Source organism: Salipiger sp. ABN3_019 (assembly GCF_056158605.1).
The window spans coordinates 27,978-48,904 of record NZ_JBSWTP010000009.1; the positions used below are offsets into that span (position 1 = coordinate 27,978).

At 66.7% G+C, this 20,927-nt stretch carries 20 protein-coding genes; 6 read left to right on the plus strand and 14 right to left on the minus strand.

Annotated elements, in window-relative coordinates; all coding sequences use genetic code 11:
• Positions 1 to 21: 21 nt before the first annotated feature.
• From ACXAD2_RS08195 to trpA, 7 genes are all read right to left on the minus strand, one after another.
• Entirely contained in the window at positions 22 to 705 is a 684-nt protein-coding gene (locus tag ACXAD2_RS08195; RefSeq protein ID WP_475168982.1) for a spermidine synthase, read from the minus strand.
• 156 nt (positions 706 to 861) lie between these two features.
• Positions 862 to 1,797, minus strand: a complete 936-nt coding sequence (locus ACXAD2_RS08200) for a 2-hydroxyacid dehydrogenase (RefSeq protein WP_475168984.1) — start codon at positions 1,795 to 1,797, stop codon at positions 862 to 864.
• A gap of 19 nt (positions 1,798 to 1,816) precedes the next feature.
• Positions 1,817 to 2,596, minus strand: coding sequence for a hydroxypyruvate isomerase family protein (locus ACXAD2_RS08205; RefSeq protein ID WP_475168986.1), 780 nt, complete (start codon positions 2,594 to 2,596; stop codon positions 1,817 to 1,819).
• Positions 2,597 to 2,599: 3 nt separating this feature from the next.
• Positions 2,600 to 3,244 carry a 3-oxo-tetronate 4-phosphate decarboxylase gene (otnC, locus tag ACXAD2_RS08210; RefSeq protein WP_475168987.1) on the minus strand — a complete coding sequence of 215 codons (645 nt, stop codon included), beginning with the start codon at positions 3,242 to 3,244 and terminating at the stop codon, positions 2,600 to 2,602.
• Positions 3,241 to 4,467 carry a 3-oxo-tetronate kinase gene (gene otnK / locus ACXAD2_RS08215; protein WP_475168989.1) on the minus strand — a complete coding sequence of 409 codons (1,227 nt, stop codon included), beginning with the start codon at positions 4,465 to 4,467 and terminating at the stop codon, positions 3,241 to 3,243. Before otnK ends, otnC begins: the two co-directional genes overlap by 4 nt.
• A complete protein-coding gene (gene ltnD, locus ACXAD2_RS08220) occupies positions 4,467 to 5,360 on the minus strand; it encodes an L-threonate dehydrogenase (protein WP_475168991.1) in 894 nt (297 codons plus the stop codon). The genes otnK and ltnD overlap by 1 nt, the downstream gene beginning before the upstream one ends.
• Positions 5,361 to 5,649: 289 nt before the next feature.
• The gene (gene trpA / locus ACXAD2_RS08225; RefSeq protein ID WP_475168993.1) at positions 5,650 to 6,441 is read right to left on the minus strand and encodes a tryptophan synthase subunit alpha; all 792 of its coding nucleotides are present in this window, start codon (positions 6,439 to 6,441) and stop codon (positions 5,650 to 5,652) included.
• 217 nt (positions 6,442 to 6,658) lie between these two features.
• Between trpA and ACXAD2_RS08230 the strand changes: the two genes are divergently transcribed.
• Both ACXAD2_RS08230 and ppk2 read left to right on the plus strand, forming a co-directional pair.
• A complete protein-coding gene (locus ACXAD2_RS08230) occupies positions 6,659 to 7,549 on the plus strand; it encodes an NAD-dependent epimerase/dehydratase family protein (protein WP_475168995.1) in 891 nt (296 codons plus the stop codon).
• A 104-nt stretch (positions 7,550 to 7,653) separates the two neighbouring features.
• Positions 7,654 to 8,643: a polyphosphate kinase 2 gene (ppk2, locus tag ACXAD2_RS08235; RefSeq protein WP_475174787.1), complete on the plus strand. Its 990-nt coding sequence runs from the start codon at positions 7,654 to 7,656 to the stop codon at positions 8,641 to 8,643.
• Between the two features lie 3 nt (positions 8,644 to 8,646).
• Here the strand turns inward: ppk2 and ACXAD2_RS08240 are convergent, their stop codons facing one another.
• Positions 8,647 to 9,279, minus strand: a complete 633-nt coding sequence (locus ACXAD2_RS08240; RefSeq protein ID WP_066104818.1) for a DUF2461 family protein — start codon at positions 9,277 to 9,279, stop codon at positions 8,647 to 8,649.
• Positions 9,280 to 9,390: 111 nt separating this feature from the next.
• Between ACXAD2_RS08240 and ACXAD2_RS08245 the strand changes: the two genes are divergently transcribed.
• From ACXAD2_RS08245 to ychF, 4 genes are read left to right on the plus strand one after another with little or no spacing between them, the layout of a single operon-like run.
• Positions 9,391 to 10,044, plus strand: coding sequence for a DUF1007 family protein (locus ACXAD2_RS08245; protein ID WP_475168997.1), 654 nt, complete (start codon positions 9,391 to 9,393; stop codon positions 10,042 to 10,044).
• A complete protein-coding gene (locus tag ACXAD2_RS08250; protein WP_475168999.1) occupies positions 10,029 to 10,955 on the plus strand; it encodes a nickel/cobalt transporter in 927 nt (308 codons plus the stop codon). The genes ACXAD2_RS08245 and ACXAD2_RS08250 overlap by 16 nt, the downstream gene beginning before the upstream one ends.
• A 37-nt stretch (positions 10,956 to 10,992) precedes the next feature.
• The gene (locus ACXAD2_RS08255; RefSeq protein ID WP_066104809.1) at positions 10,993 to 12,378 is read left to right on the plus strand and encodes an MATE family efflux transporter; all 1,386 of its coding nucleotides are present in this window, start codon (positions 10,993 to 10,995) and stop codon (positions 12,376 to 12,378) included.
• Positions 12,379 to 12,426: 48 nt separating this feature from the next.
• Positions 12,427 to 13,524, plus strand: coding sequence for a redox-regulated ATPase YchF (gene ychF / locus ACXAD2_RS08260; protein WP_475169002.1), 1,098 nt, complete (start codon positions 12,427 to 12,429; stop codon positions 13,522 to 13,524).
• A 207-nt stretch (positions 13,525 to 13,731) separates the two neighbouring features.
• Here ychF and argC read toward each other — a convergent pair whose 3' ends face one another.
• The 6 genes from argC to budC form a co-directional block, all read right to left on the minus strand.
• Complete coding sequence (gene argC, locus ACXAD2_RS08265) at positions 13,732 to 14,673, minus strand: N-acetyl-gamma-glutamyl-phosphate reductase (RefSeq protein WP_475169003.1); 942 nt, start codon at positions 14,671 to 14,673, stop codon at positions 13,732 to 13,734.
• Between the two features lie 124 nt (positions 14,674 to 14,797).
• On the minus strand, positions 14,798 to 16,678 hold the full coding sequence (gene uvrC / locus ACXAD2_RS08270; RefSeq protein WP_475169005.1) for an excinuclease ABC subunit UvrC: 1,881 nt from the start codon (positions 16,676 to 16,678) through the stop codon (positions 14,798 to 14,800).
• Between the two features lie 318 nt (positions 16,679 to 16,996).
• Positions 16,997 to 17,785: an SDR family oxidoreductase gene (locus ACXAD2_RS08275; RefSeq protein WP_475169006.1), complete on the minus strand. Its 789-nt coding sequence runs from the start codon at positions 17,783 to 17,785 to the stop codon at positions 16,997 to 16,999.
• Between the two features lie 21 nt (positions 17,786 to 17,806).
• On the minus strand, positions 17,807 to 18,763 hold the full coding sequence (locus ACXAD2_RS08280) for a calcium/sodium antiporter (protein ID WP_475169009.1): 957 nt from the start codon (positions 18,761 to 18,763) through the stop codon (positions 17,807 to 17,809).
• A gap of 182 nt (positions 18,764 to 18,945) precedes the next feature.
• Positions 18,946 to 19,743 (minus strand): S49 family peptidase, encoded by a 798-nt coding sequence (locus ACXAD2_RS08285; protein ID WP_475169010.1) that lies wholly within the window; start codon positions 19,741 to 19,743, stop codon positions 18,946 to 18,948.
• Between the two features lie 304 nt (positions 19,744 to 20,047).
• Positions 20,048 to 20,863 carry a meso-2,3-butanediol dehydrogenase gene (gene budC, locus ACXAD2_RS08290; protein ID WP_475169012.1) on the minus strand — a complete coding sequence of 272 codons (816 nt, stop codon included), beginning with the start codon at positions 20,861 to 20,863 and terminating at the stop codon, positions 20,048 to 20,050.
• Positions 20,864 to 20,927 lie beyond the last annotated feature (64 nt).

Genomic DNA, 20,927 nt, shown 5'->3' on the forward strand with positions numbered 1-20,927 from the left:
GAACGATGTACCGGCGCCGCGTCAGGCGCCGGTTTTCTGCGCGATCCAGATCGTGTGCTTGGCACCGCGCTTGGTGCGCCCGGCGCGCACCATATGTGCCTTGGCGGCAAAGCCGTTCTGCCCGAGCCGCCGGGTGAACCCCTGATCCTGCGCCGCCGACCAGACCGCCAGTACGCCGCCCTTGCTCAGCGCCCGCCGCGCGTGCTGCAGCCCGCGCTCCCCATACAGCGAGTCGTTGCCCGCCCGTGTCAGCCCGTCGGGGCCGTTGTCCACGTCGAGCAGGATGGCATCGTAGCTGCCAGCCTCGGCACTGCGGATCTCTGCGGCCACGTCGCCAGTGCGGATCTCCACCCGCGGATCATCAAGGCAATCGCCAAAGACCGCGCCCATATGCTCGGTGGCCCAGCCGACAAGCTCCGGCACGATCTCCGACACGATCAGATGCGCGTCCTTGGCGGCCACCTCCTGCGCCGCGCGCAGGGTGAAGCCCATGCCGAGCCCGCCGATCAGCACCCGCGGCGCGGCACGCCCGCCGAGCGCCTCTAGCGCCAGCGTCGCCAGCGCCTCCTCCGAGCCGCTGAGACGGCTGCTCATCAACTCGTTGCCGCCCTGCAAACGGATCGAATATTCATGCCCGCGCCGCAGCAGCCGCAGCGTGTCGCCCTGCGGCGCTTGCGCCGTCGCGAGAAGTTCCCATGGCTGCATGATGCGGTCCTCAAGTGGTGGATGCGCCCGCCCTACCCGATCCGGCCCGCCAAGAGAAGCGGCGCATAGAAAAGCCCCCGCCAGCGGCAGGGGCCAAATCTCTTGCAAGAGATTTGCAACGTCCTTCGAAGGACGTTGCGCTTCAGTTCACCACCTTCAATTTACCGGCGTCAGCAGATCCTTGCCCGCAAGGAAGGCCGCAACGTTGTCGCGCTGCAGCTGGCCCATCGCCGCGCGGGTCTCATGGGTGGCCGAGGCCTGATGCGGCTGCAGCACGGCGTTCTCCAGCGTCAGGAAGCGCGGGTCCGGGTTCGGCTCGTTGAGGAACACGTCCAGCCCGGCGCCCTGAATGGTGCCCTTCTGCAGCGCCTCGATCAGCGCCTCTTCGTCGACCGTGGTGCCGCGCGAGATGTTGATCAGCACGCCGGTCGGCCCCAGCGCCTCGATCACCTCTTTCGAGACATAGCCTTCGGTGGCCGGGCCGCCGACGAGGGCGATCACCAGAAAATCCACCTCGCGCGCCAGCGCCACCGGATCAGCGTGGAAGGTCCAGCCCGGCGTCTCCTTCTCGGAGCGCGCATGATAGTGCATCTCCATCTTGAAGGCGGCCAGCCGGTCGGCGATCTCGCGCCCGATGCGGCCCATGCCGAGGATACCGGCCTTCTGCCCGCTCATCTTGCGCTGCAGCGGATGCGGGCCTTTTTTGCCCCAGTCGCCCGAGCGCACATGCGCCTCGGCGCCGCGCATGTCGCGGCAGAAATCCAGCAGCATCGCCACCGCAAGATCGGCCACATCATCGTTCAGCACATCGGGCGTGTTGGTCACCTTGATGCCGCGCGCCGAGGCATCACCCACGTTGATCGCGTCATAGCCGACGCCGAAGTTGGCGATCAGTCCGAGCGCCGGGAAGGCCTCCATCTGCGCGCCCGCAAAGGGGCTGTGACCAAAGAAGGCGATGGCCTTCAAGCCCTTGCGGGTCTCTTCGTCCAGCGCCTGCGCGGCATCGAGGCTTTCCACATGGGTCCAGCCCAGCTCGGCCAGCGCCTCGCGGCTTTTCTGGTCGGGGCTGCCGACCGCCAGTACATCCGTCATCTCAAAAATCCTTGTTGGGTCACTTCAGCGCCGCGCGCAGGGGCGCGAGCCAGCCGAGACCGGCCCTCGTATCCCCGCCGCGCGGCTTGTATTCCGCGCCCACCGGCGCCGCCCAGCCCGCCTCGGCAAAACCGGCCAGCAGGCGTTCGAAGCAAATCTCGCCGCCGTCGGGTTCGCCCCGGTCGGGCACCGCGGCGATCTGCACATGGCCGACCAGCGGCAGATGCGCCTTGAAGCGCATCAGCAGATCGCCCTGCATGATCTGCGTGTGATAGCAGTCGAACATGATGCGCAGGTTGTCCTTCCCCAGCGCCTCGATGATCTCGGCGGCATGTTCGACACGCGAAAGGTGATAGCCCGCCACGTCGCGATGATTGATCGGCTCGATCAGCACGCCCATGCCCTTCTCGCCCGCCAGATCGCAGGCAAGGTTCAGCGTCTCGCGATAGGCCGCCTCGGCCTCGGCGCCGCCATCGGTTCGCCCGGCCATCACATGCACGTTCTGCGCGCCGATCGCGGCACCATAGTCCACTGCCTGCTTCACCGCCGCCGCCGCCTCATCGCGACGACCGGCAAGCGCGGCAAGGCCGAAGTCCCCGCCCGCCACATCGCCGGGCACGGTGTTGAGCCCGAGCATGGCAAAGCCGGTCTCGTCGAGCGCCGCCTTCATCTCGGCCTCGGGCACGTCATAGGGGAAATGGCACTCCACCGCGTCGAACCCGTCGCGCTTCGCGGCGCGAATACGCTCGGGCAGCGGCAGCTCGGTGTAGAGAAATCCGATGTTTGCGGAAAACTTCATGTCTCAGTCCCACTCCACGTCAAACTTGTCGACCACCTGCTTCACCTGTCCAGAGGTGAGCATGCGCGGCCGGTGCCCCTGCAGCAGCAGCGCCAGCTTGGCGGTCTCTTCCAGTTCTTCCATCGCATAGACCGCCGCCTCCAGATCCTTGCCCGCGACCACCGGGCCATGGTTGGCCAGCACCACCGCCGAGCGTTTGCCCGCCAGCCCGCGCACCGCATCGCCCATGGCCGGATCGCCCGGCACGAAGAACGGCAGCAGCCGCACCTTGCCGAGCCGCATGACCGCATAGGCGGTGAGCGGCGGCAGCAGGTTCTCGGGGTCGATGTCGGGCATCATCGACCACGCCACCGCATGGCTCGAATGCAGGTGCACCACGGCCCCGGTCTTGCCGCGGGTCTCGTAGAAGGCGCTGTGCAGCGGCATCTCCTTGGTCGGTTTGTCGCCGCCAATCAGCATGCCGCGGTCGTCGAAACGCGACAGCCGCGCCGGATCGAGGCTGCCGAAGCTGGAGCCAGTGGGCGTGACCAGCAGCCCGCCATCCTCGGTGCGCGCCGAGATATTGCCCGATGCGCCGCCGGTGAGGCCGCGCTGGAACATCGAGGCGGCCATCTCGCAGATCTGCTCGCGCAGCTTGGTCTCGCTCATGCGCCCTGCTCCATCACGCGCGCCGCCTTGGCAAAGAAATCCGTCGCGCCGAAGTTGCCCGACTTCAGCGCCAGCACCATCTCGCCCGCGCGCATGACCGGCACGCCCGGGTCGATCTCCGGCCCGATCTCCAGCGCCTCGGGGGCCAGCGCCTCGACCACCGCGCCCGAGGTCTCGCCTCCGGCGCTGATGATCCGCTTGACGCCCTTGGCGGCCAGCGCGGCGGCGGTCTGGGCGAAAAGCCCCTCCAGCGCCGCGGCGACCGTCTCGCGCCCGTGCTTTTTCTGCGCTTCGGCCACCGTCCCCGGCTCTGCCGAGGAGTAGATCAGCGGCAGCCCGTCTTGGGCCACCGCCCACTCCGCCAGCGTCTCGGCGGTCAGCCCGCCAAGCGCCTCTTCGGCGGTGACCTCGCGCTTCGGCCCACCGTGGGCCGCGACCTGCGCGCGGGTGGCGTTCGAGCAGGACCCCGAGAGCGCAACCACCTGCCCGCCCTGCCCGGTCCATGCCCCGGCCTTGCCCGAAAGCGCGAAGTTGCCCGGCAGACCCAGCGCAATGCCCGAGCCGCCGGTGAGCAGCTTGCTGCCCCCCAGCGCCTTGCCCCAGGTCAGCAGATCCGCGTCGCGGATCGCGTCGGCGATGACAAAGCCGCGCCCCGCCTCCGCCTCTTCTGCAAGCCGCGCGCGGATCGCCTCCGGCCCCTGCCACACCGCGCTGGCGGGCACATGGCCAACACCGCGCGAGACCTGCGCGGCCAGCACGCGGCGCAGATCGGGGTCTGTCATCGGGGTCAGCGGATGGTTTTCCATGCCGCTCTGCGACAGCAGGTGATCCTGCACGAACAGATGGCCCTGATAGATCGTCCGCCCGGTCGCCGGAAAGGCCGGGCAGAAGATCACGCTCTCGGTGCCGAGCGCATCCGCCAGCGCCTCGGCCACCGGGCCGATGTTGCCTTCCGCGGTCGAGTCGAAGGTCGAGCAATATTTGAACAGGAACTGCTGACAGCCCTGCGTCTGCAGCCACTCCAGCGCCTGCAAAGACAGGTTCACCGCCTCGGCGGCGGGAATGGAGCGCGATTTCAGCGCCACCACCCCGGCCTCGACCTCCGGCGCCGCATCGCCCGTCGGCACGCCAACGTATTGAACTGTGCGCATGCCCTGCTTGACCAGCGTGTTGCCAAGATCGCTCGAGCCGGTGAAATCATCGCCGATACAGCCCAGCAGCATCACGCGTCTCCCGGCAGGGTCAGCCCCGCCGCGCGGGCGTAGACCTTGATCACCGCCGCATCGTCGATCAGCCCGTCGCCCGCCTCCGCCGCGGCCTTGAACTGCGACAGCGCCGCCTCGGTCATCGGCACCGGAAGATGCGCCTCCCCGGCGATGCCGCCGACGATGCCCAGATCCTTGGGCCAGATGTTGACCGCCGAGCGCGGGGTGTAATCGCCCTCGACCACATGCGGGCCGCGGTTCTCGAACATCCAGCTGGTGCCCGCCGAGGCCGAGATCACCTCGACGATGCGCGCCGGATCGAGCCCCTGGCTCACGCCCAGCGCCATCGCCTCGCCCATGGCGGCGATATGCACGCCCGCCAGAAGCTGGTTCACCGCCTTCATCGCGCTGCCCGCCCCGGCCTCATCCCCAAGCGGATGCACGGTGGCCGCCATGGCGTCGAGCGCGGGCTGCGCCGCGGCAAAGGCCTCGGGCGTGCCCGACGCCATGATCGACAGCGCGCCCTGCGCCGCCTTCACCGCGCCGCCAGAGATCGGCGCGTCAAGATAGTGCAGCCCTTTTGCCGAGGCCTCAGAGGCGAACTCGCGCGCCTGACTGGGCGCGATTGTGGCGCAGGAAATGATCGCCGCGCCCTCCGGCAGATGCGCCGCAGCCCCGGCCGTGCCGAACAGCACCTCGCGGGTCTGCGCGGCGTTCAGCACCACGCAGACAAGGATCGAGCTTGCCGCCAGCGCCTCGGCGAGACTGCCCTCGGCGCCGCCTTCGGCCTTGAAGGCCTCCATCCGCTCGGTCGAAATATCCAGCCCGTGCACGACGTGTCCTGCCCGCAGCAGCGATTGCGCCATGCCCATGCCCATCGAGCCGAGCCCGATCACCGTGATCTCTGCCAAAGTGCTCCTCCCGCAAAATGGTATACCAAATGAAGATGAAGCCTGCGGCCCGGAGTGTCAATGCGGCTGGTGGCGGTAACACGCCATTCCCGCCAAGGCGGGTCCTGCACTTCTTCTCTTTGAAAATACGCCGGGGAGCGCGAGGGGCAGCGCCCCTCGCCGTGCTGCGCGCCACGCAAGCTCTGCGGCCGGGCACGAAAAAGCCGCGCTCGGCAGGCGGCGCGGCTTTGGGGTATTTTGTGTCAGGCTGCGTTCTATCAGGCGGCGTTGCGCCGCCTCGCAAGCCGGGTCAGGCGCGATGCGCCCCATCGGCGAGGGATTTGACGAATCCCAGCACCTCGGCGACCGGCTTGCCCTCCGCCATGGCCGCGACGATGGCCGAGCCGACGACGCAGCCGTCGGCGACCCCGGCGATGCTCTCGGCGGTTTCCGGCGTGCGGATGCCGAAGCCGACGATCACCGGCAGATCGGTGCCCGCCTTGATCCGCGCGACTTCGGGGCCGACATCGGTGGCCTGCGCCGCAGCGGCGCCGGTGATCCCGGTGATCGAGACGTAATAGACAAAGCCCGAGGTGTTCTGCAGCACTTTCGGCAGGCGCTTGTCATCGGTGGTCGGCGTGGCGAGGCGGATGAAGTTCAGACCCGCCTTCTGCGCCGGGATGCAAAGCTCTTCGTCTTCCTCGGGCGGCAGGTCGACGATGATCAGCCCATCGATGCCCGCCTCGCGCGCCTCTTCGAGGAACTTGTCCACGCCGTGGCTGTAGATCGGGTTGTAATAGCCCATCATCACGATCGGCGTGCTGTCGTCGCCCTTGCGGAATTCCCGCACCAGTTCCAGCGTGCGGTTCAGCGTCATGCCCGCTTCGAGCGCGCGCTGCCCGGCCAGCTGGATGGTTTCGCCATCGGCCATCGGATCGGTGAAGGGCAGACCCAGTTCGATCACGTCGACACCCGCCTTCGGCAGACCGCGCACCAGTTCCAGCGAGCGGTCGAAATCGGGGTCCCCGGCCATCACATAGGCAACGAATCCCTTCTTGCCCTCTTCCTTCAGCGCGGCGAATTTGGCGTCGATGCGGGTCATGGCGGTCCTTCCCTTCGCAGGCGGGCGCGCGGAGCGCCCGGAATGTCGCGAAAGCTCTGCCGGATACCCAAGGGAAAATCAAGCGCATGTCTGACGGCGGCGGCCCGCTCGGCAGGCCATGATGCTGCGGGAGCCCGCCAAATCCTCCGCCGCCTCTGGACCTCGCCGCGCCCGGCGCCTTAGCTGCACGGCGAGGAGACATCACGAGGAGACCCCCATGCGCATTCTGTTCACCGGCGGCAGCGGCAAGGCCGGGCGCCATGTCGTGCCGCATCTCGCGGCGCGCGGCCACCGCATCCTGAACGCCGATCTCGCGCCTCTCGGACATCCCGGCGTGCATGATCTGATCACCGATCTTGCCGATCCCGGGCAGGTCTGGGGCGCGCTCACCTCCTACGCGGGCTTCGACGAGCTGGAGCCCGGCACCGGCCTGCCGAAGTTCGATGCCGTGGTGCATTTCGGCGCGCTCGCCCGCATTCTGATCCAGCCCGATTGCGAGACCTACCGGGTCAACACGCAATCCACCTACAACGTGCTGGAGGCCGCCGCCAAACTGGGCATTCCCAAGGTGATCTTCGCCAGTTCCGAGACGATCTATGGCATCTGCTTCGCCGATGGCCCGCGCCAGCCCGCCTATCTGCCCATCGACGAAGAGCACCCGACCGTGCCCGAGGATGCCTATGCGATCTCCAAGGTCTGCAACGAGGCCACCGCCCGCAGCATCCAGAAGCGCAGCGGGCAGGACATCTACGGGCTGCGCATCTCCAACGTCTGCGAGATCGAGGATTATCACCGCGATTTCCCGGCTTTCGCCGAGGACCCCGGCCTGCGGCTGCGCAATATGTTCGGCTATATCGACGTGCGCGATCTGGCGCAGATGGTGGAGCGCTGTCTCGACACCGATGGGCTGGGATATGAGGTGTTCAACGTGGTCAACAACGACCTAGCCGTGCCGCAGGACAATGAGGCGCTGCGCAGCCAGTTCTACGGCGGCGTGCCGGTGAAAACCCCGATGCAGCCGCGGCAGGCGTTCTTCAGCAACGCCAAGGCGCGGCAAATGCTCGGTTTCTCCCCGCAGCATGATTGGCGCAGCGTCTTGCGCGGTTAAACCGCCGGGCGGGATTTGACAGGTATCAAAGGCAGGCGCAGGCTTTGGGCATAGGCTGAGGCAACACGAGCCCAGCCGCCGCCGAGGAGTTCGCGATGACCCAGATGCCCAAGACCCCGCAAGCAGATGAGCCCACCGCCGACACTCCGGCCGTGGCGCCGGATGGCGCCGCCGCCCCCAAACTCGCCATCCCTCCGCATATGCCGCATCATCGTGGGCCGACCCCGGACGAGATCCGCCACGCGTTCGAGACCGGCGAGTATCCCTATGCCAAGAAGATGGCCCGGCGCAGCTACGAGCGGCAGAAGGCGCAGCTTCAGGCCGAATTGCTGAAGGTGCAGCTTTGGGCGCAAGAGACCGGCATGAAGTTCGTGCTGCTCTTCGAGGGGCGCGACGCCGCCGGCAAGGGCGGCACAATCAAACGCTTCACCGAGCATCTCAACCCGCGCCACGCCCGCGTCGTCGCGCTCAACAAACCCAGCGTCGAAGAGCGCGGGCAATGGTATTTCCAGCGCTACGTCGAACATCTGCCCACCGCGGGCGAGATCGTGCTCTACGACCGTTCGTGGTACAACCGCGCAGGCGTCGAGCGGGTGATGGGCTTCTGCGAGCCCAATGACTACCTCGAGTTCATGCGCCAGACCCCCGAGCTTGAACGCATGCTCGTGCGCTCGGGCATCCGGCTCTACAAATACTGGTTCTCGGTCACCCGCGAAGAGCAGAAGGCCCGCTTCAAGAGCCGCGAGACCGACCCGCTGAAACAGTGGAAGCTGTCGCCGATCGACAAGGCGAGCCTTGGCAAATGGGACGATTACACCGAAGCCAAAGAGGCGATGTTCTTCTACACCGACACCGCCGACGCGCCGTGGACGGTGGTGAAATCCGACGACAAGAAGCGCGCGCGCATCAACTGCATGCGGCACTTTCTGTCGACGCTGGACTATCCCGGCAAGGATCGCCGCATCGCCACCCCGCCCGATCCGCTGATCGTCGGCGGCGCGGCGCATGTGATCCACCGCTCGGATCATATTCTAGGCTCGGCGCTGAGCCCGACGGCTGCCACGCAAGCAGCCAAGGAAACCGCGTCCGAGTGAGGGTCAGAGCCGCTGGCCCAGCCAGTCCTGCAGTGGCTGCAGCCGCGCATAGCACTGCTGTAACGCGCCCACCGGGTCCGGGCTGAGCGTATCGTAGATGCCGTCGATCCAGAGCACGCAGCCCGGCCGCCGCATCAATTCCGACCGCGGCCCCGCAGGCACCCTCTGTTCAGGATCCGCTGCCGGGTCGATCCGCGCCTCGCTGCGGGTGATGAACCGCTCCAATTCCTCGCCCTCACGCCCCATCAGCGCCGCTTGCCACGCCAGCATCTGCCGCGCGTCGAATTTGAGGATCCCCGCCCCCGCCGTGGCGTAGCTGGGCGACAGCGCAAAATACCATGCCCTGCCGTCGGGCAACGCCCAGAGTGCGTGCAGATGGGTGTGGAACGGCAATTTGTCGTCACTGAACCGCACGTCCCTATGCGGCCGGAACAGCTTGGGCCGGGGGCGCTCGCCGCACAGGGTTTCAAGCTCGGGCGTCAGCAGCGATATCATGCGTTCGGCGGGCCGCTTCACCTCGCTGTCGTAGCGTTGCCGGTTCGTGTGAAACCACGCCCGGTCATTATTTGCTTCAAGCTCGGACAAAAATTGCCGGGCCTGTGGGGCGAACCCCGTCAGATCAATCAAACTTGCCATTAAAATTTCCCAAGGGAATCATGTCTCAAATATGGCCACCCTAGCACGAAGCCGCCGAAGCTCGGGGCAAAAGCTTGTGGCGGCTTTGAAACCCTGTAACGTCGCGCCGTCATGCCCCCTTTCCGCAAACTCCTCCGCCGTCTCGTCGCCCCCTTCGCCGCCGCATTGCTCTGCGCCCCGGCCGCGCAGGCGCATCCGCATGTCTTTGCGGATGTGGGGCTGGCGCTGGACCTCGATGCAAAGCGCAATGTCGTCTCGGTCGAGGTGACTTGGCGCTATGACGATTTCTTCTCGCTGCTCATTCTCGAGGACATGGGGCTCGATGCCGATGGCGACGGCGCCCTAACGTCCGAGGAACTCACGGCGCTGGAACGCTTCGATCTCGACAATTGGTACGAGGGCTTCGAGGGCGATCTTTACATGTATTCGGGCGAGCAGAAGCTGGCCCTCGGCGCGCCAGAGTTTGTCTCCGTCTCGGTCGACGAGGGGCGGATCACCTCGGTGCATCGCCGCAGCGTCAGCCCCGCCCCCGCCGACGGTCTGGTTATCGAGCCCTATGACCCGACCTATTACATCGCCTTCGAAGCCAGCCTGCCGATCACCCTGCCCGCCCCCTGCACGGCGGCCGTCGCCAAGCCCGACCTCGACGAGGCGGCGCGCAAGATGCAGCAGGAGCTGGCGCAGATCCCCGAGGATCAGTTCCTCGAGATCGAGCCCGGCCGCGACTTCGCCGACCGCATCGAGGTGACATGCGCCGCCTCCTGACGCTCGCCGCCCTGCTGGTGCTGGCGGTGGCGGTCTGGCTCTGGGGCTTTGGCGGTGCGGACCGGCTGGCCGTGATGGCGATGGAGGGCCAGCGCGAGGCGCAGAACGCCATGGCGCGCGGCCTCCGGGCGCTGCGGGCTGGCGAGCCGGGAGCGATGATGGCGCTGATGGCGGTCTGCTTCGGCTACGGTTTTTTCCATGCGGTCGGACCGGGCCACGGCAAGCTGCTGATTGGCGGCTACGGGCTGGGGCGGCGCGTGGCGCTGTGGCGACTGTCGGCACTGGCGGTGGCCTCGAGCCTCGCGCAGGCCGCCGCGGCGGTGCTGCTGGTCTATGCCGGGGTTTGGCTGCTGGGCTGGGGGCGCGAGCGGATGACCGCCGCCGCCGAGGACTGGTTCGCCCCGGCAAGCTACGCTGCGATCGCCGGGATCGGCCTTTACCTGCTGGCGCGCGGGCTGCGCCGCCTTCTGGCCGACCGCCACGCAGCACACGCTCACCACGACCACGACCACGACCACGACCACGACCACGACCACGAGGGCATCTGCCAGACCTGCGGCCATGCCCATGGCCCCAGCCTTGAACAGGCGCAAAAGGTGCACTCCCTGCGCGACGCGGCTCTGCTGATCGGTGCCATCGCCATCCGCCCCTGCACCGGCGCGCTGTTCCTGCTCATCCTCACGTGGCGGATGGGCATTGGCATGGCCGGCATCCTCGGCGCCTTCGCCATGGGGCTGGGCACCGCCTCGGTGACGCTCGTGGTGGCGCTGGCCTCGGTCTCGCTGCGCGAAGGCGCACTGACCCGCTTTGCTTCCGGACCCGGCACCGCCCGCGCGCTGGCATTGCTCGAAGCTGCGGCGGGCGCGATTGTCACACTCTTCGCGGCCCAACTCCTGTTGCGCACACTCTGAGGTTGCGTGAACAATTGCGTCAGAATAAAGCCCGTATATGACGCAAGACCTGCCATATTCCGCCCATATCCGCGCCGTTCTGGTGATGGGCCTGCCGCTCATTGGCGGCCATCTGGCGCAGCTCACCATCGGTCTGACCGATACGGTGATGATGGGGCGCTATGGCGTGCCGGAACTGGCTGCCCTGACACTGTCGATGACGCTGTTTCAGGTGCTGTTCCTCTTTGGCTCGGGGTTTGCCTTTGCGGTGATGCCGATGGTCGCGCAATACGCCGCGCGCGGCGACGAGGTGCATGTGCGCAGGGTCGCCCGCATGGGCCTGTGGCTGTCCGCCGCCTTCTTCCTGCTGGCGCTGCCGATCCTGTGGTTCTCGGGCCCGCTGCTGCGGCTTCTGGGACAGGACGATATCGTTGCGGCAAACGCCCAGACCTACCTGCGCATCGCGGGCTGCGGTCTGCTGCCCGCGCTCGGCGTCATGGTCTTCAAAAGCTATCTCGCGGCGCTTGAACACACCCGCGCGGTGTTTTGGATCACCGTCGCGGCGGCGCTGGTCAATGCGGCGGCGAATTACGCCCTGATCTTCGGTAATTGGGGCGCGCCAGAGCTTGGCATCCGCGGTGCCGCCATCGCCTCGATCTGCGCCCATAGCGCGTCGTTCTTCGGGGTGATCCTTTATGCGCGGCTGCGCCTGCCCGAGCATCAGATCTGGTTCCACTTCTGGCGCCCAGACATGGAGATGCTGCGCGAGGTGTTCCAGCTTGGTTGGCCCATTGGTCTCACCACGCTGGCCGAGGTCGGGCTGTTTGCCGCCACGGCGGTGCTGGTCGGCTGGCTGGGCACATTGCCGCTGGCGGCGCATGGCATCGCGATGCAGCTTTCGGGCGCGATCTTCATGATTCACCTCGGCTTTTCCAACGTCGCCACGGTGCGCGCCGGTCAAGCCATGGGCCGCAGCGACCTGCCCTTCCTGACCCGCGGCGCCATGGCAGCGCAGATCCTCTCCATCGGCACCGTGATCCTGACGGTGATCCTGTTCCTTGGCATGCCCGAGACGCTGATCGACCTCTTCCTGTCGGACGACGAGCCGCGCCGGGCCGAGATCCTGCGGCTTGGCACGCTGCTGCTGCTGCTCGCCGCGGTGTTCCAACTGGTCGACTCGATTCAGGTGATCGTGCTGGGCGTGCTGCGCGGTCTGCAGGACACCAAAGTGCCGATGATCATCGCCGCCGTGTCCTACTGGCTGATCGGCCTGCCCGCCGCCTATGTGCTGGGCTTCCCGCTGGGCTATGGCGCGGGCGGCGTCTGGATGGGCCTGAGCCTTGGCCTCGGCGTTGCGGCGCTGCTGCTCTACTGGCGCTTCTGGTACCGTCAGGTGCCGCATCTGTCGGGGCTGGCGCTTGCAAGGGGCGCGGGCGGCGACTAGAAGCGGCGCGACCGCAAGAACGCCAAGCCCGAGCCTTAGGAGCACGACATGGGATTTCGCATGGGGATCGTGGGTCTGCCCAACGTGGGCAAATCGACCCTTTTCAACGCCCTGACCAAGACCGCCGCCGCGCAGGCGGCCAACTTCCCCTTCTGTACGATCGAACCCAATGTGGGCGACGTGGCCGTGCCCGACAGCCGCATCGACACGCTGGCGCAGATCGCCGGGTCGAAGCAGATCATCCCCACGCGGATGACCTTCGTCGACATCGCCGGGCTGGTGAAGGGCGCGTCGAAGGGCGAGGGCCTCGGCAACCAGTTCCTCGCCAACATCCGCGAGACCGACGCCATCGCCCATGTGCTGCGCTGCTTCGAGGATGACGACGTCACCCACGTCGATGGCCGTGTCGACCCGGTGGCCGATGCCGAGACCATCGAGACCGAGCTGATCATCGCCGACATGGAGAGCCTCGAGAAGCGCCTGCAGAACATCGTGCGCAAGGTGCGCGGCGGCGACAAAGAGGCGATCCAGCAAGAGCGCCTGATGAAAGACGCCATGGCGATGCTCGAAGCGGGCAAGCCCGCGCGCCTCGTCGAGGTTGATGCCGAGGACACCAAACAGTGGCGCATGCTGCAGCTGCTGACCTCCAAGCCGGTTCTCTACGTCTGCAACGTCGACGAGGACGAGGCCGCCACCGGCAACGCGCTGTCGGAAAAGGTCGCCGAGATGGCCGCCGCGCAGGGCAACAGCCATGTGGTGATCTCCGCCAAGATCGAGGAAGAGATCAGCCAGCTCGACGGCGAAGAGGCCGAGATGTTCCTCTCGGAGCTGGGCCTCGAAGAGGCCGGGCTCGACCGTCTCATCCGCGCCGGTTACGAGCTGCTGCACTTGGAGACCTATTTCACCGTCGGCCCCAAAGAGGCCCGCGCCTGGACCATCCCGCAGGGCACGCTCGCCCCGCAGGCCGCTGGCGTCATTCACGGCGATTTCGAGCGCGGCTTCATCCGTGCCGAGACCATCGCCTATGATGATTTTGTCGCCTGCAAGGGCGAACAGGGCGCCAAGGAAGCGGGCAAGATGCGCGCCGAGGGCAAGAGCTACATGGTCAAGGACGGCGACGTGCTGCACTTCCTGTTCAACACCTGAGCCCGCCTCAGGTCCGGAATTGCAAACGCGGTGCCTCCCCCGAGGCGCCGCGTTTTTCTATGCCCGCGCGCCGCGCCGCCTCCCCCGGGCGCAGCCCACGAAAAAAGGCGCCGCCCCGCCGGACCGCGCCCCTTCTTCTCTTTGCCAAATACGCCGGGGGAGTCCGCATCAGCGGACGGGGGCAGCGCCCCCTCCCGGCACCAGCGCTCAGGCCGCCGCGGCCTCGGCCCCGCTCAGCCCCGCCGCCTCATCGCAGCCGAGCATGATGTTGAGGTTCTGCACCGCCGCGCCCGACGCGCCTTTGCCAAGGTTGTCGAGCACGCCGATCAGCGTCACCGCGCCGGTCGCCGGGTTGCCATGCACCGAAAGCTCCAGCGCATTGGTGCCGTTGAGCCGCTGCGGCATCACGCGGGGCTCATGCACCGATGCATCGACCACCGACACAAAGCGCTCACCGGCATAGGCCTTGCGCAGCGCCGCCTCGGCCGCGGCCTGGCCCTCGCTGCCCATGGCGGGCAGTTGCACCGCCACTGCCATGCCCTGCGCATAGGCGCCCACAGAGGGCACAAACACCGGCACCGCGCTCAGCAGCCCGTGCTTGACGATCTCCGGCAGGTGCTTGTGGCCCTGCGACGCGCCATAGAGGAACGAGCCATTGGTCTCGCCGCTTTCATACTCGGCAATCATGCCCTTGCCGCCGCCGGTATAGCCCGACACGCCGGAAATGGCCGGCCCTGCGGCCGGGTCGATCAGCCCCGCCTCCACCAGCGGACGGATCAGCGCAATGGCGCAGGTCGACCAGCAGCCGGGGTTGGACACGAATTGCGCCGCGGCGATCGCCTCGCGCTGACCCTCGGCCATCTCGGCGAACCCGAAGACCCAGCCTTCGGCGACACGGTGCGCGGTGGAGGCGTCGATGATCTTCGTGCCATGCGGCTCGGCGAGCCGCACGGTCTCGCGCGCAGCATCATCGGGCAGGCACAGGATGGCCACATCGGCTTCGGCCAGCGCCTCAGAACGCGCATCGGCGTCCTTGCGTCGGGCCGGGTCCACCTGAACGAGCGTGATATCCGCGCGCGCTTCGAGCCGCTCGCGGATTTGCAGACCGGTGGTACCAGCCTCGCCGTCGATGAACACCTTATGGGCCATGGCCTCTCTCCTTGGGTAAAGATGCGCCGCCATAACATGGCCGCAGCACAAAAGGAACTATGCCAGCGGCGGGCGCGGTCAAAAGCCTTCGAAGGCTTTTGCAACTTTCTTCGAAGAAACTTGCCTAGCCCTTCTCGTGGAAGAAATCATAGATGCGCTCGGCCAGCGCCTCGCTCACCCCGTCCACCGCCTTCAGATCCGCCAGATTCGCCCGCGCCACCGCCTTGGCCGAGCCGAAATGCTGCAGCAGCGCCCGCTTGCGCGCCGCGCCGACGCCGGGCACCTCATCCAGCGGGTTGGCCATCTGCGACTTGGCGCGCTTGGCGCGGTGCGTGCCGATGGCGAAGCGGTGCGCCTCGTCGCGCAGCCGCTGGATGAAGTAGAGCACCGGATCATTGCGCTGCAACGCAAAGGGCCGCTCGCCGATGCGGTGGAACTCTTCCTTGCCGTGGTCGCGGTCGACGCCCTTGGCGACGCCCACCATCGGGATATCCTCGACGCCATACTCCTGCATGATCTCCCAGACCGCCGAGACCTGCCCGGCACCGCCGTCGATCAGCAGCAGGTCGGGCCAGAGCCCCTTGTCGCGCTCGGGGTCCTCTTTCAGCAGCCGGGTGAAGCGGCGCGTCAGCACCTCTTTCATCATGCCGAAGTCGTCGCCCGGCACCAGGTCCTCACCGCGGATGTTGTACTTGCGGTACTGGTTCTTCATGTAGCCTTCCGGCCCGGCGACGATCATCCCGCCGACGGCGTTGGTGCCCATAATGTGCGAGTTGTCATAGACCTCGATGCGCTGCGGCGGCCCGTCGAGCCCGAAGGCCTCGGCCACACCGCGCAGCAGCTTGGCCTGTGTCGCGGTCTCGGCCATGCGGCGCCCGAGGCTCTCACGCGCGTTACGCGCTGCGCCCTCGACCAGCTCTGCCTTCTCGCCGCGCTTTGGCACCGCGATCTCGACCTTGCGGCCCAGCTTGCCACTAAGCGCCTCGGACATCGAATCCGGGCTCTCGATCTCATGGCTCAGCAGCACCAACCGCGGCGGCTCCTTGGTGTCGTAGAACTGGCCGAGGAAGGCTTCGAGCACCTCCGCCTCCTCCACGTCATCGCCGACCCGCGGATAGAAGTCGCGGTTGCCCCAGTTCTGCCCCGAGCGGATGAAGAACACCTGCACGCAGGCCTGCCCATGCTCCATATTCAGCGCCACGACGTCGGCCTCTTCCACGCCCTGCGGGTTGATGCCCTGCACCGACTGCACCTGCGTCAGCGCGCGAATGCGGTCGCGCAGCGCCGCGGCGCGCTCGAACTCCATCGCCTCGGAGGCGGCCATCATCTGATCCGCCAGCCGCGCCTGCATCTCGGTGGATTTGCCCGACAGGAAGCGCTGCGCGTCACGCACCGATTCCGCGTAATCCTCGGCGCTGATCTCGCCCGTGCAGGGCCCCGAACAGCGGCGGATCTGGAACAGCAGACAGGGCCGCGTGCGGCTGTCGAACATCGAGTCCGAGCAGTTGCGCAGCAAGAACACCCGCTGCAGCTGCGTCAGCGTACGGTTGACCGCCCCGGCGCTGGCGAAGGGACCGTAGTAGGCCCCCTTCTCGGTCTTTGCGCCGCGGTGCTTCTTGATCTGCGGAAAGTCATGCTCGGTGGTGACAAGGATGTTCGGAAAGCTCTTGTCGTCGCGCAGCAGCACGTTGAACTTCGGCTTGAGCTGCTTGATCAGGTTCTGTTCCAGCAGCAGCGCCTCGGTCTCGGTGCGCGTGGTCAGGAACATCATCGACGCGGTTTCCGAGATCATCCGGCTGATCCGCCGCGAGTGCTGCGCCGAGGGCCGCGAATAGCTCGACACCCGCGCCTTCAGATTGCGCGCCTTGCCAACGTAGAGCACCCGGCTCTGGTCATCCAGCATGCGATAGACGCCCGGACTGGAGTCGAGCGTCTTGAGGTAGCCGTGGATGACCTCGTAGCCGCGTTTCGGCGCCACTTTCGGAATGTCTGCTTCGTCGTTCATCACGTCGTTTCCGGTCTGTTCACCGCTTGCCTTGATTCTGCATCTCGCTGCAATGCCGGCCCCCTGAGATCAAGGAAGAATACATCCACTGTTCCTGTGGATAACCCTGAGGGGGAATTCCGGGGTTTTGCGATTTTCCCTTGAATCCTTGCCGTTTCGTCGATTTGCACAAAAATTGTGCCAAAACATAACGTGTTGATTTGGCTCGAAAGATTTACGCCGCTTCGCGCAAACCCTTGAAAGCTTGATGCTTTCCTAACACTTGGGTAACGCGCGTGTGACAGGTGCACAACTTGTCGCAGCCGCCCCGCCGCGACCTTAGTCGCGGTCGCAGGTGTCGGGTGTCTGCCAAGCCAGATGCTGGCCGCCATCGGTGCAGAGGAACTGCCCGGTCACCCCCGGCGCATCGAGGAAATATCCCAGCGCGCCGCAGATGTCCTCGGGGTTCGATCCGCGCTGCAAAACCGTCGCCGCGCGCTGCGTGGCGAAGCCCTCGGCGCTCTGATCGGCGCCCTGCAATGTCGGCCCCGGCCCGATGGCGTTGATCCGCACCTTCGGCGCCAGCGCCCGTGCCCCGGTCTGGGTCAGCGTCCAGAGCGCCGATTTGGCCAGCGTGTAGCTGATGAACTCCGGCGTCAGCTTGCGCAGCCGCTGGTCGAGCATGTTGACGCAAAGCGCGCGGGCCCGCGGCTCGCCGCGCGCGTCGGTCTCGGCCTCAGGCGCCTGCGCCGCGAAGCTCTGCAGCAGCACGAAGGGCGCGCGCAGGTTCGACTCCATCGCCCGGTCCCAGCTGTCGCGGGTCGCGGTCTCCATGTCGTCATGCTCGAAAATCGAAGCGTTGTTGATCAGCAGCCCGAGCGGCCCGCCAAGCGCCTCGGCAGCGCGCCCCACCAGTGGGGTCACTTGCCGCTCGTCCAGCAGATCGGCCTGCAGCGTCACCGCCCGGCCGCCCTTCTCGCGCACCAGCGCCGCGACCTCTTCGGCCGCCTCCGCCGAACCGCCGTAATGCACCGCCACGTCAAAGCCGCGCTCCGCCAGATACAGCGCCATCGCCCGGCCCAGCCGCTTGCCCGCGCCGGTCACCAGCGCGCGTTTCTCGATACCCATATGTCTTCCCCCCGAAACCGATCAGATCAGAACGTAGCTGACATATCCGACGTAAAGCGCCGAGAGCACCACCCCCCAGACGCGTCCGATGTCGCGCTTCATGAAGACGAAGGGCACGAGGATCAGCGAGGACGCCAGCATCACCCACAGATCGAAGCTCAGGAATTGCGGATCCACCGGCATCGGCTTGATCAGCGCCGCGACGCCGATGATCGCCAGCAGGTTGAACACGTTCGAGCCGATGACGTTGCCAAGCGCCACATCCGCCTGCCGCCGGATCGCCGCCATCACCGTGGTCGCAAGCTCGGGCAGCGAGGTGCCGAGCGCCACCAGCGTGAGGCCGATCACCGTGTCGGGCACGCCGAACATGGCGGCGATCTCGGTGGCGCTGTCGATCAGCAGGTTGGCGCCCACCGGCAGGCCGACGAGGCCCAGCACCAGATAGACCGCGATCTTCCAGCCCGGCATGTCGGGATCCGCACCCTCGGGCTCTTCCAGATCCTCAAGCTCGGCATCGGCCTTGCCGTTCTTGCGGTGGCTCAGCGCGTCGCGCACCAAATCCCACAAGATCAGCGCCATGACGCCCAGCATCACCAGCCCCGCGATCCAGTCGAAGGTGCCGCGGAAGGCCAGCGCGATGAACAGCAGCGAGGCGCCGATCATGATCGCATAGCTCTTGCGCGTGTCGTGGGTGGAGGTGTGCAGCACGGTGATCAGCGCCGGAATGCCCAGCACCAGCAGCACGTTGGCGGTGTTCGAGCCCACCACATTGCCCAGCGCGATCCCCGGAACGCCGTCGAGCGCGGCCTGTATCGAGATCAGCAGCTCGGGCGCGGATGTGCCGAAGGCCACGATGGTGAGGCTGACGATCAGCGCCGGGATCCCCATGCGCAAAGACAGGTTCACCGCCCCCTTGACCAGCGCATCCCCCGCCAGAAGCAGGATCACAAGGCCGAGGGCCGCGTAGACAAAAACCATTTCAGACCTTTCGTTCGCCGCAGGGACAGGGCCCCTTGCCGATCTTATGCCGGCCGCAGCGCGGACATTTCTTTCCCGCCTCGCGGCGGCTCAACCGCCCCACTCCCGGCAACCGCAGCTTGCCGAAGATCCCCAGCACCGCGATGACCACAAGGAAGAGGGCGACAATCTTTGCAAGCATGTCAGAGCCCGAAGCGCGCGTAGCCCGCGCGTTCCTCGATCAGCCCCATCGTCTCTTCGGCAAGGCTCAGGCCCAGCTTCGGGATCAGCCGCTTCTTCACGCCATAGCGGCGGAACTTCACCTTGTCGCCAAACCGCGCCTTCATCCCCGGCACCAGATGCGCGGTGCCATCGGCCAGCCCGACCTCCACCGCCGAGCGCCCGATCCAGATCTCGCCGGTGAAGAGGTCGGGATCATTGGCAAGCTTGCCGCCCCGCCGCTCCTTGATCTGCGTGATGAAGGTCTCGTGCAACTGGCCGAGGATGCGCTCGAGCCGCGCCACATCCTCTTCGCTCTCGGGACGGAACGGGTCGAGCATGCTTTTCGATTTCCCGGCGGTATGCACCCGCCGCTCGATCCCCTGCCGGCTGAGAAAGACATGCGCGCCGAAGCCCGCCGAGATCACCCCGATCGAACCGAGGATCGAGCTTTCGTCGGCAAAGATTTCATCCGCCGCCGAGGCGATCCAATAGCCGCCCGAGGCCGCCACATCCTCGACAAAGGCATAGACCGGCACTTTGGTCTCTTCCGAAAGGCGCCGGATGCGCGCGCCGATGAGCGAGCTCTGCACCGGCGAGCCGCCGGGCGAATTGATCTCCAGCGCCACCGCCTTGGGCTTGCCGCGCCGGAAGGCGCGCTCCAGCACCGGGGCCAGCGTGGTGTCGTTGAGACTGCCGCGTCCCGCCATGCCGATGGCGCCCTGCAGGCGCACGACCGAGACGGTGGGTTTGCTTTTCAGGAAGGGGATCGGGCTTTTCATCCCGGTGATGTAGACACGCCCCCGCGCGACGACAAGGCGGGGCGCAAAAGAACTCTCAAGTGATGCAGCGCGTCGCGCAAAGCGCGGGCATTTGCCGAATATGCCGACCAAATTCCGCCATTTGCCGCGCCCAGCGCAGATCTGCCGCCGTCCCCCCGCCCAACCACCGGACGGCGCAGAAAAGGGCAGAGCGCACCCACGCCCTGCCCTTCTTCTCTTTTACAAATACGCAGCCTTCCACGCACGCAGCCTCGGGCCCGGCGCAAACCGCCATCCCCCAAGACCCGCTTCTTAGGCGCGCAACTCAAGCCTGCGGCGGCTGACCGTTCGAGGCCGACAGCCCGCCGTCCACCGCAAGGTTCACACCATTGATGAAACAGGCATCGCGCGAGGCCAGAAAGCAGATCGCCGCCGCCACATCTTCGGGCTCGCCGGGACGGCCCAGCGGCAGGCGCTCCATGAATTTCTGCAGCAGCTCTTCGTTCTCGAACATATCCTCGGTCAGCGCCGAGCGGGTGATCGAGGGGTTCACCGCGTTTACCCGCACGCCGCTTTCGCGCGCGTCCAGCGCCAGCGCATGGGTCAGATTGGTGACCCCGCCCTTGGCGGCATTATAGGCGAACATGTTCCAATCGCCCCCTGTGCCCGAGACCGAAGAGGTGTTGACCACATTGCCGCGCGCCGTGCGCAGCGCGGGCCATGCGGCGCGGGTGACCATGTAAAGCCCGGTGAGATCGGTATCGATCACCTTGTCCCAGCTTTCGCGGTCCACCTCCTCGATGCTGCCCATGACGGCGGTCCCGGCGTTGTTCACCAGCACGTCGATGGCGCCGAAATGCGCCAGCGTCTCGGCTGAGATGCGCTTGGCGTCCTCTTCCTTCGACACATCGGCGCTGATCTTCAGCACCCGCGCCTCGGGCAGCCCCTCTGCGGCCTCTGCAAGGTCGTCTTCGCTGCGCGCCACCATGGCGACATTGGCGCCTTCCAGCACGAAGCGGCGGGCGGTGGCGCGGCCGATCCCTGTGCTGGCACCGGTGACGATCACCGTAGCGCCCTCGAACCGGTCGAGGCTCTCATAGGGCTGCGGGGCGATGGCGGGGTCTGCAACAATATCTTTCATCTCAATCTCCGTTTGGTCCGGTCCGGCGCGCCGCGCTTCGGCGCTGCGGGTCACAGATCAAACG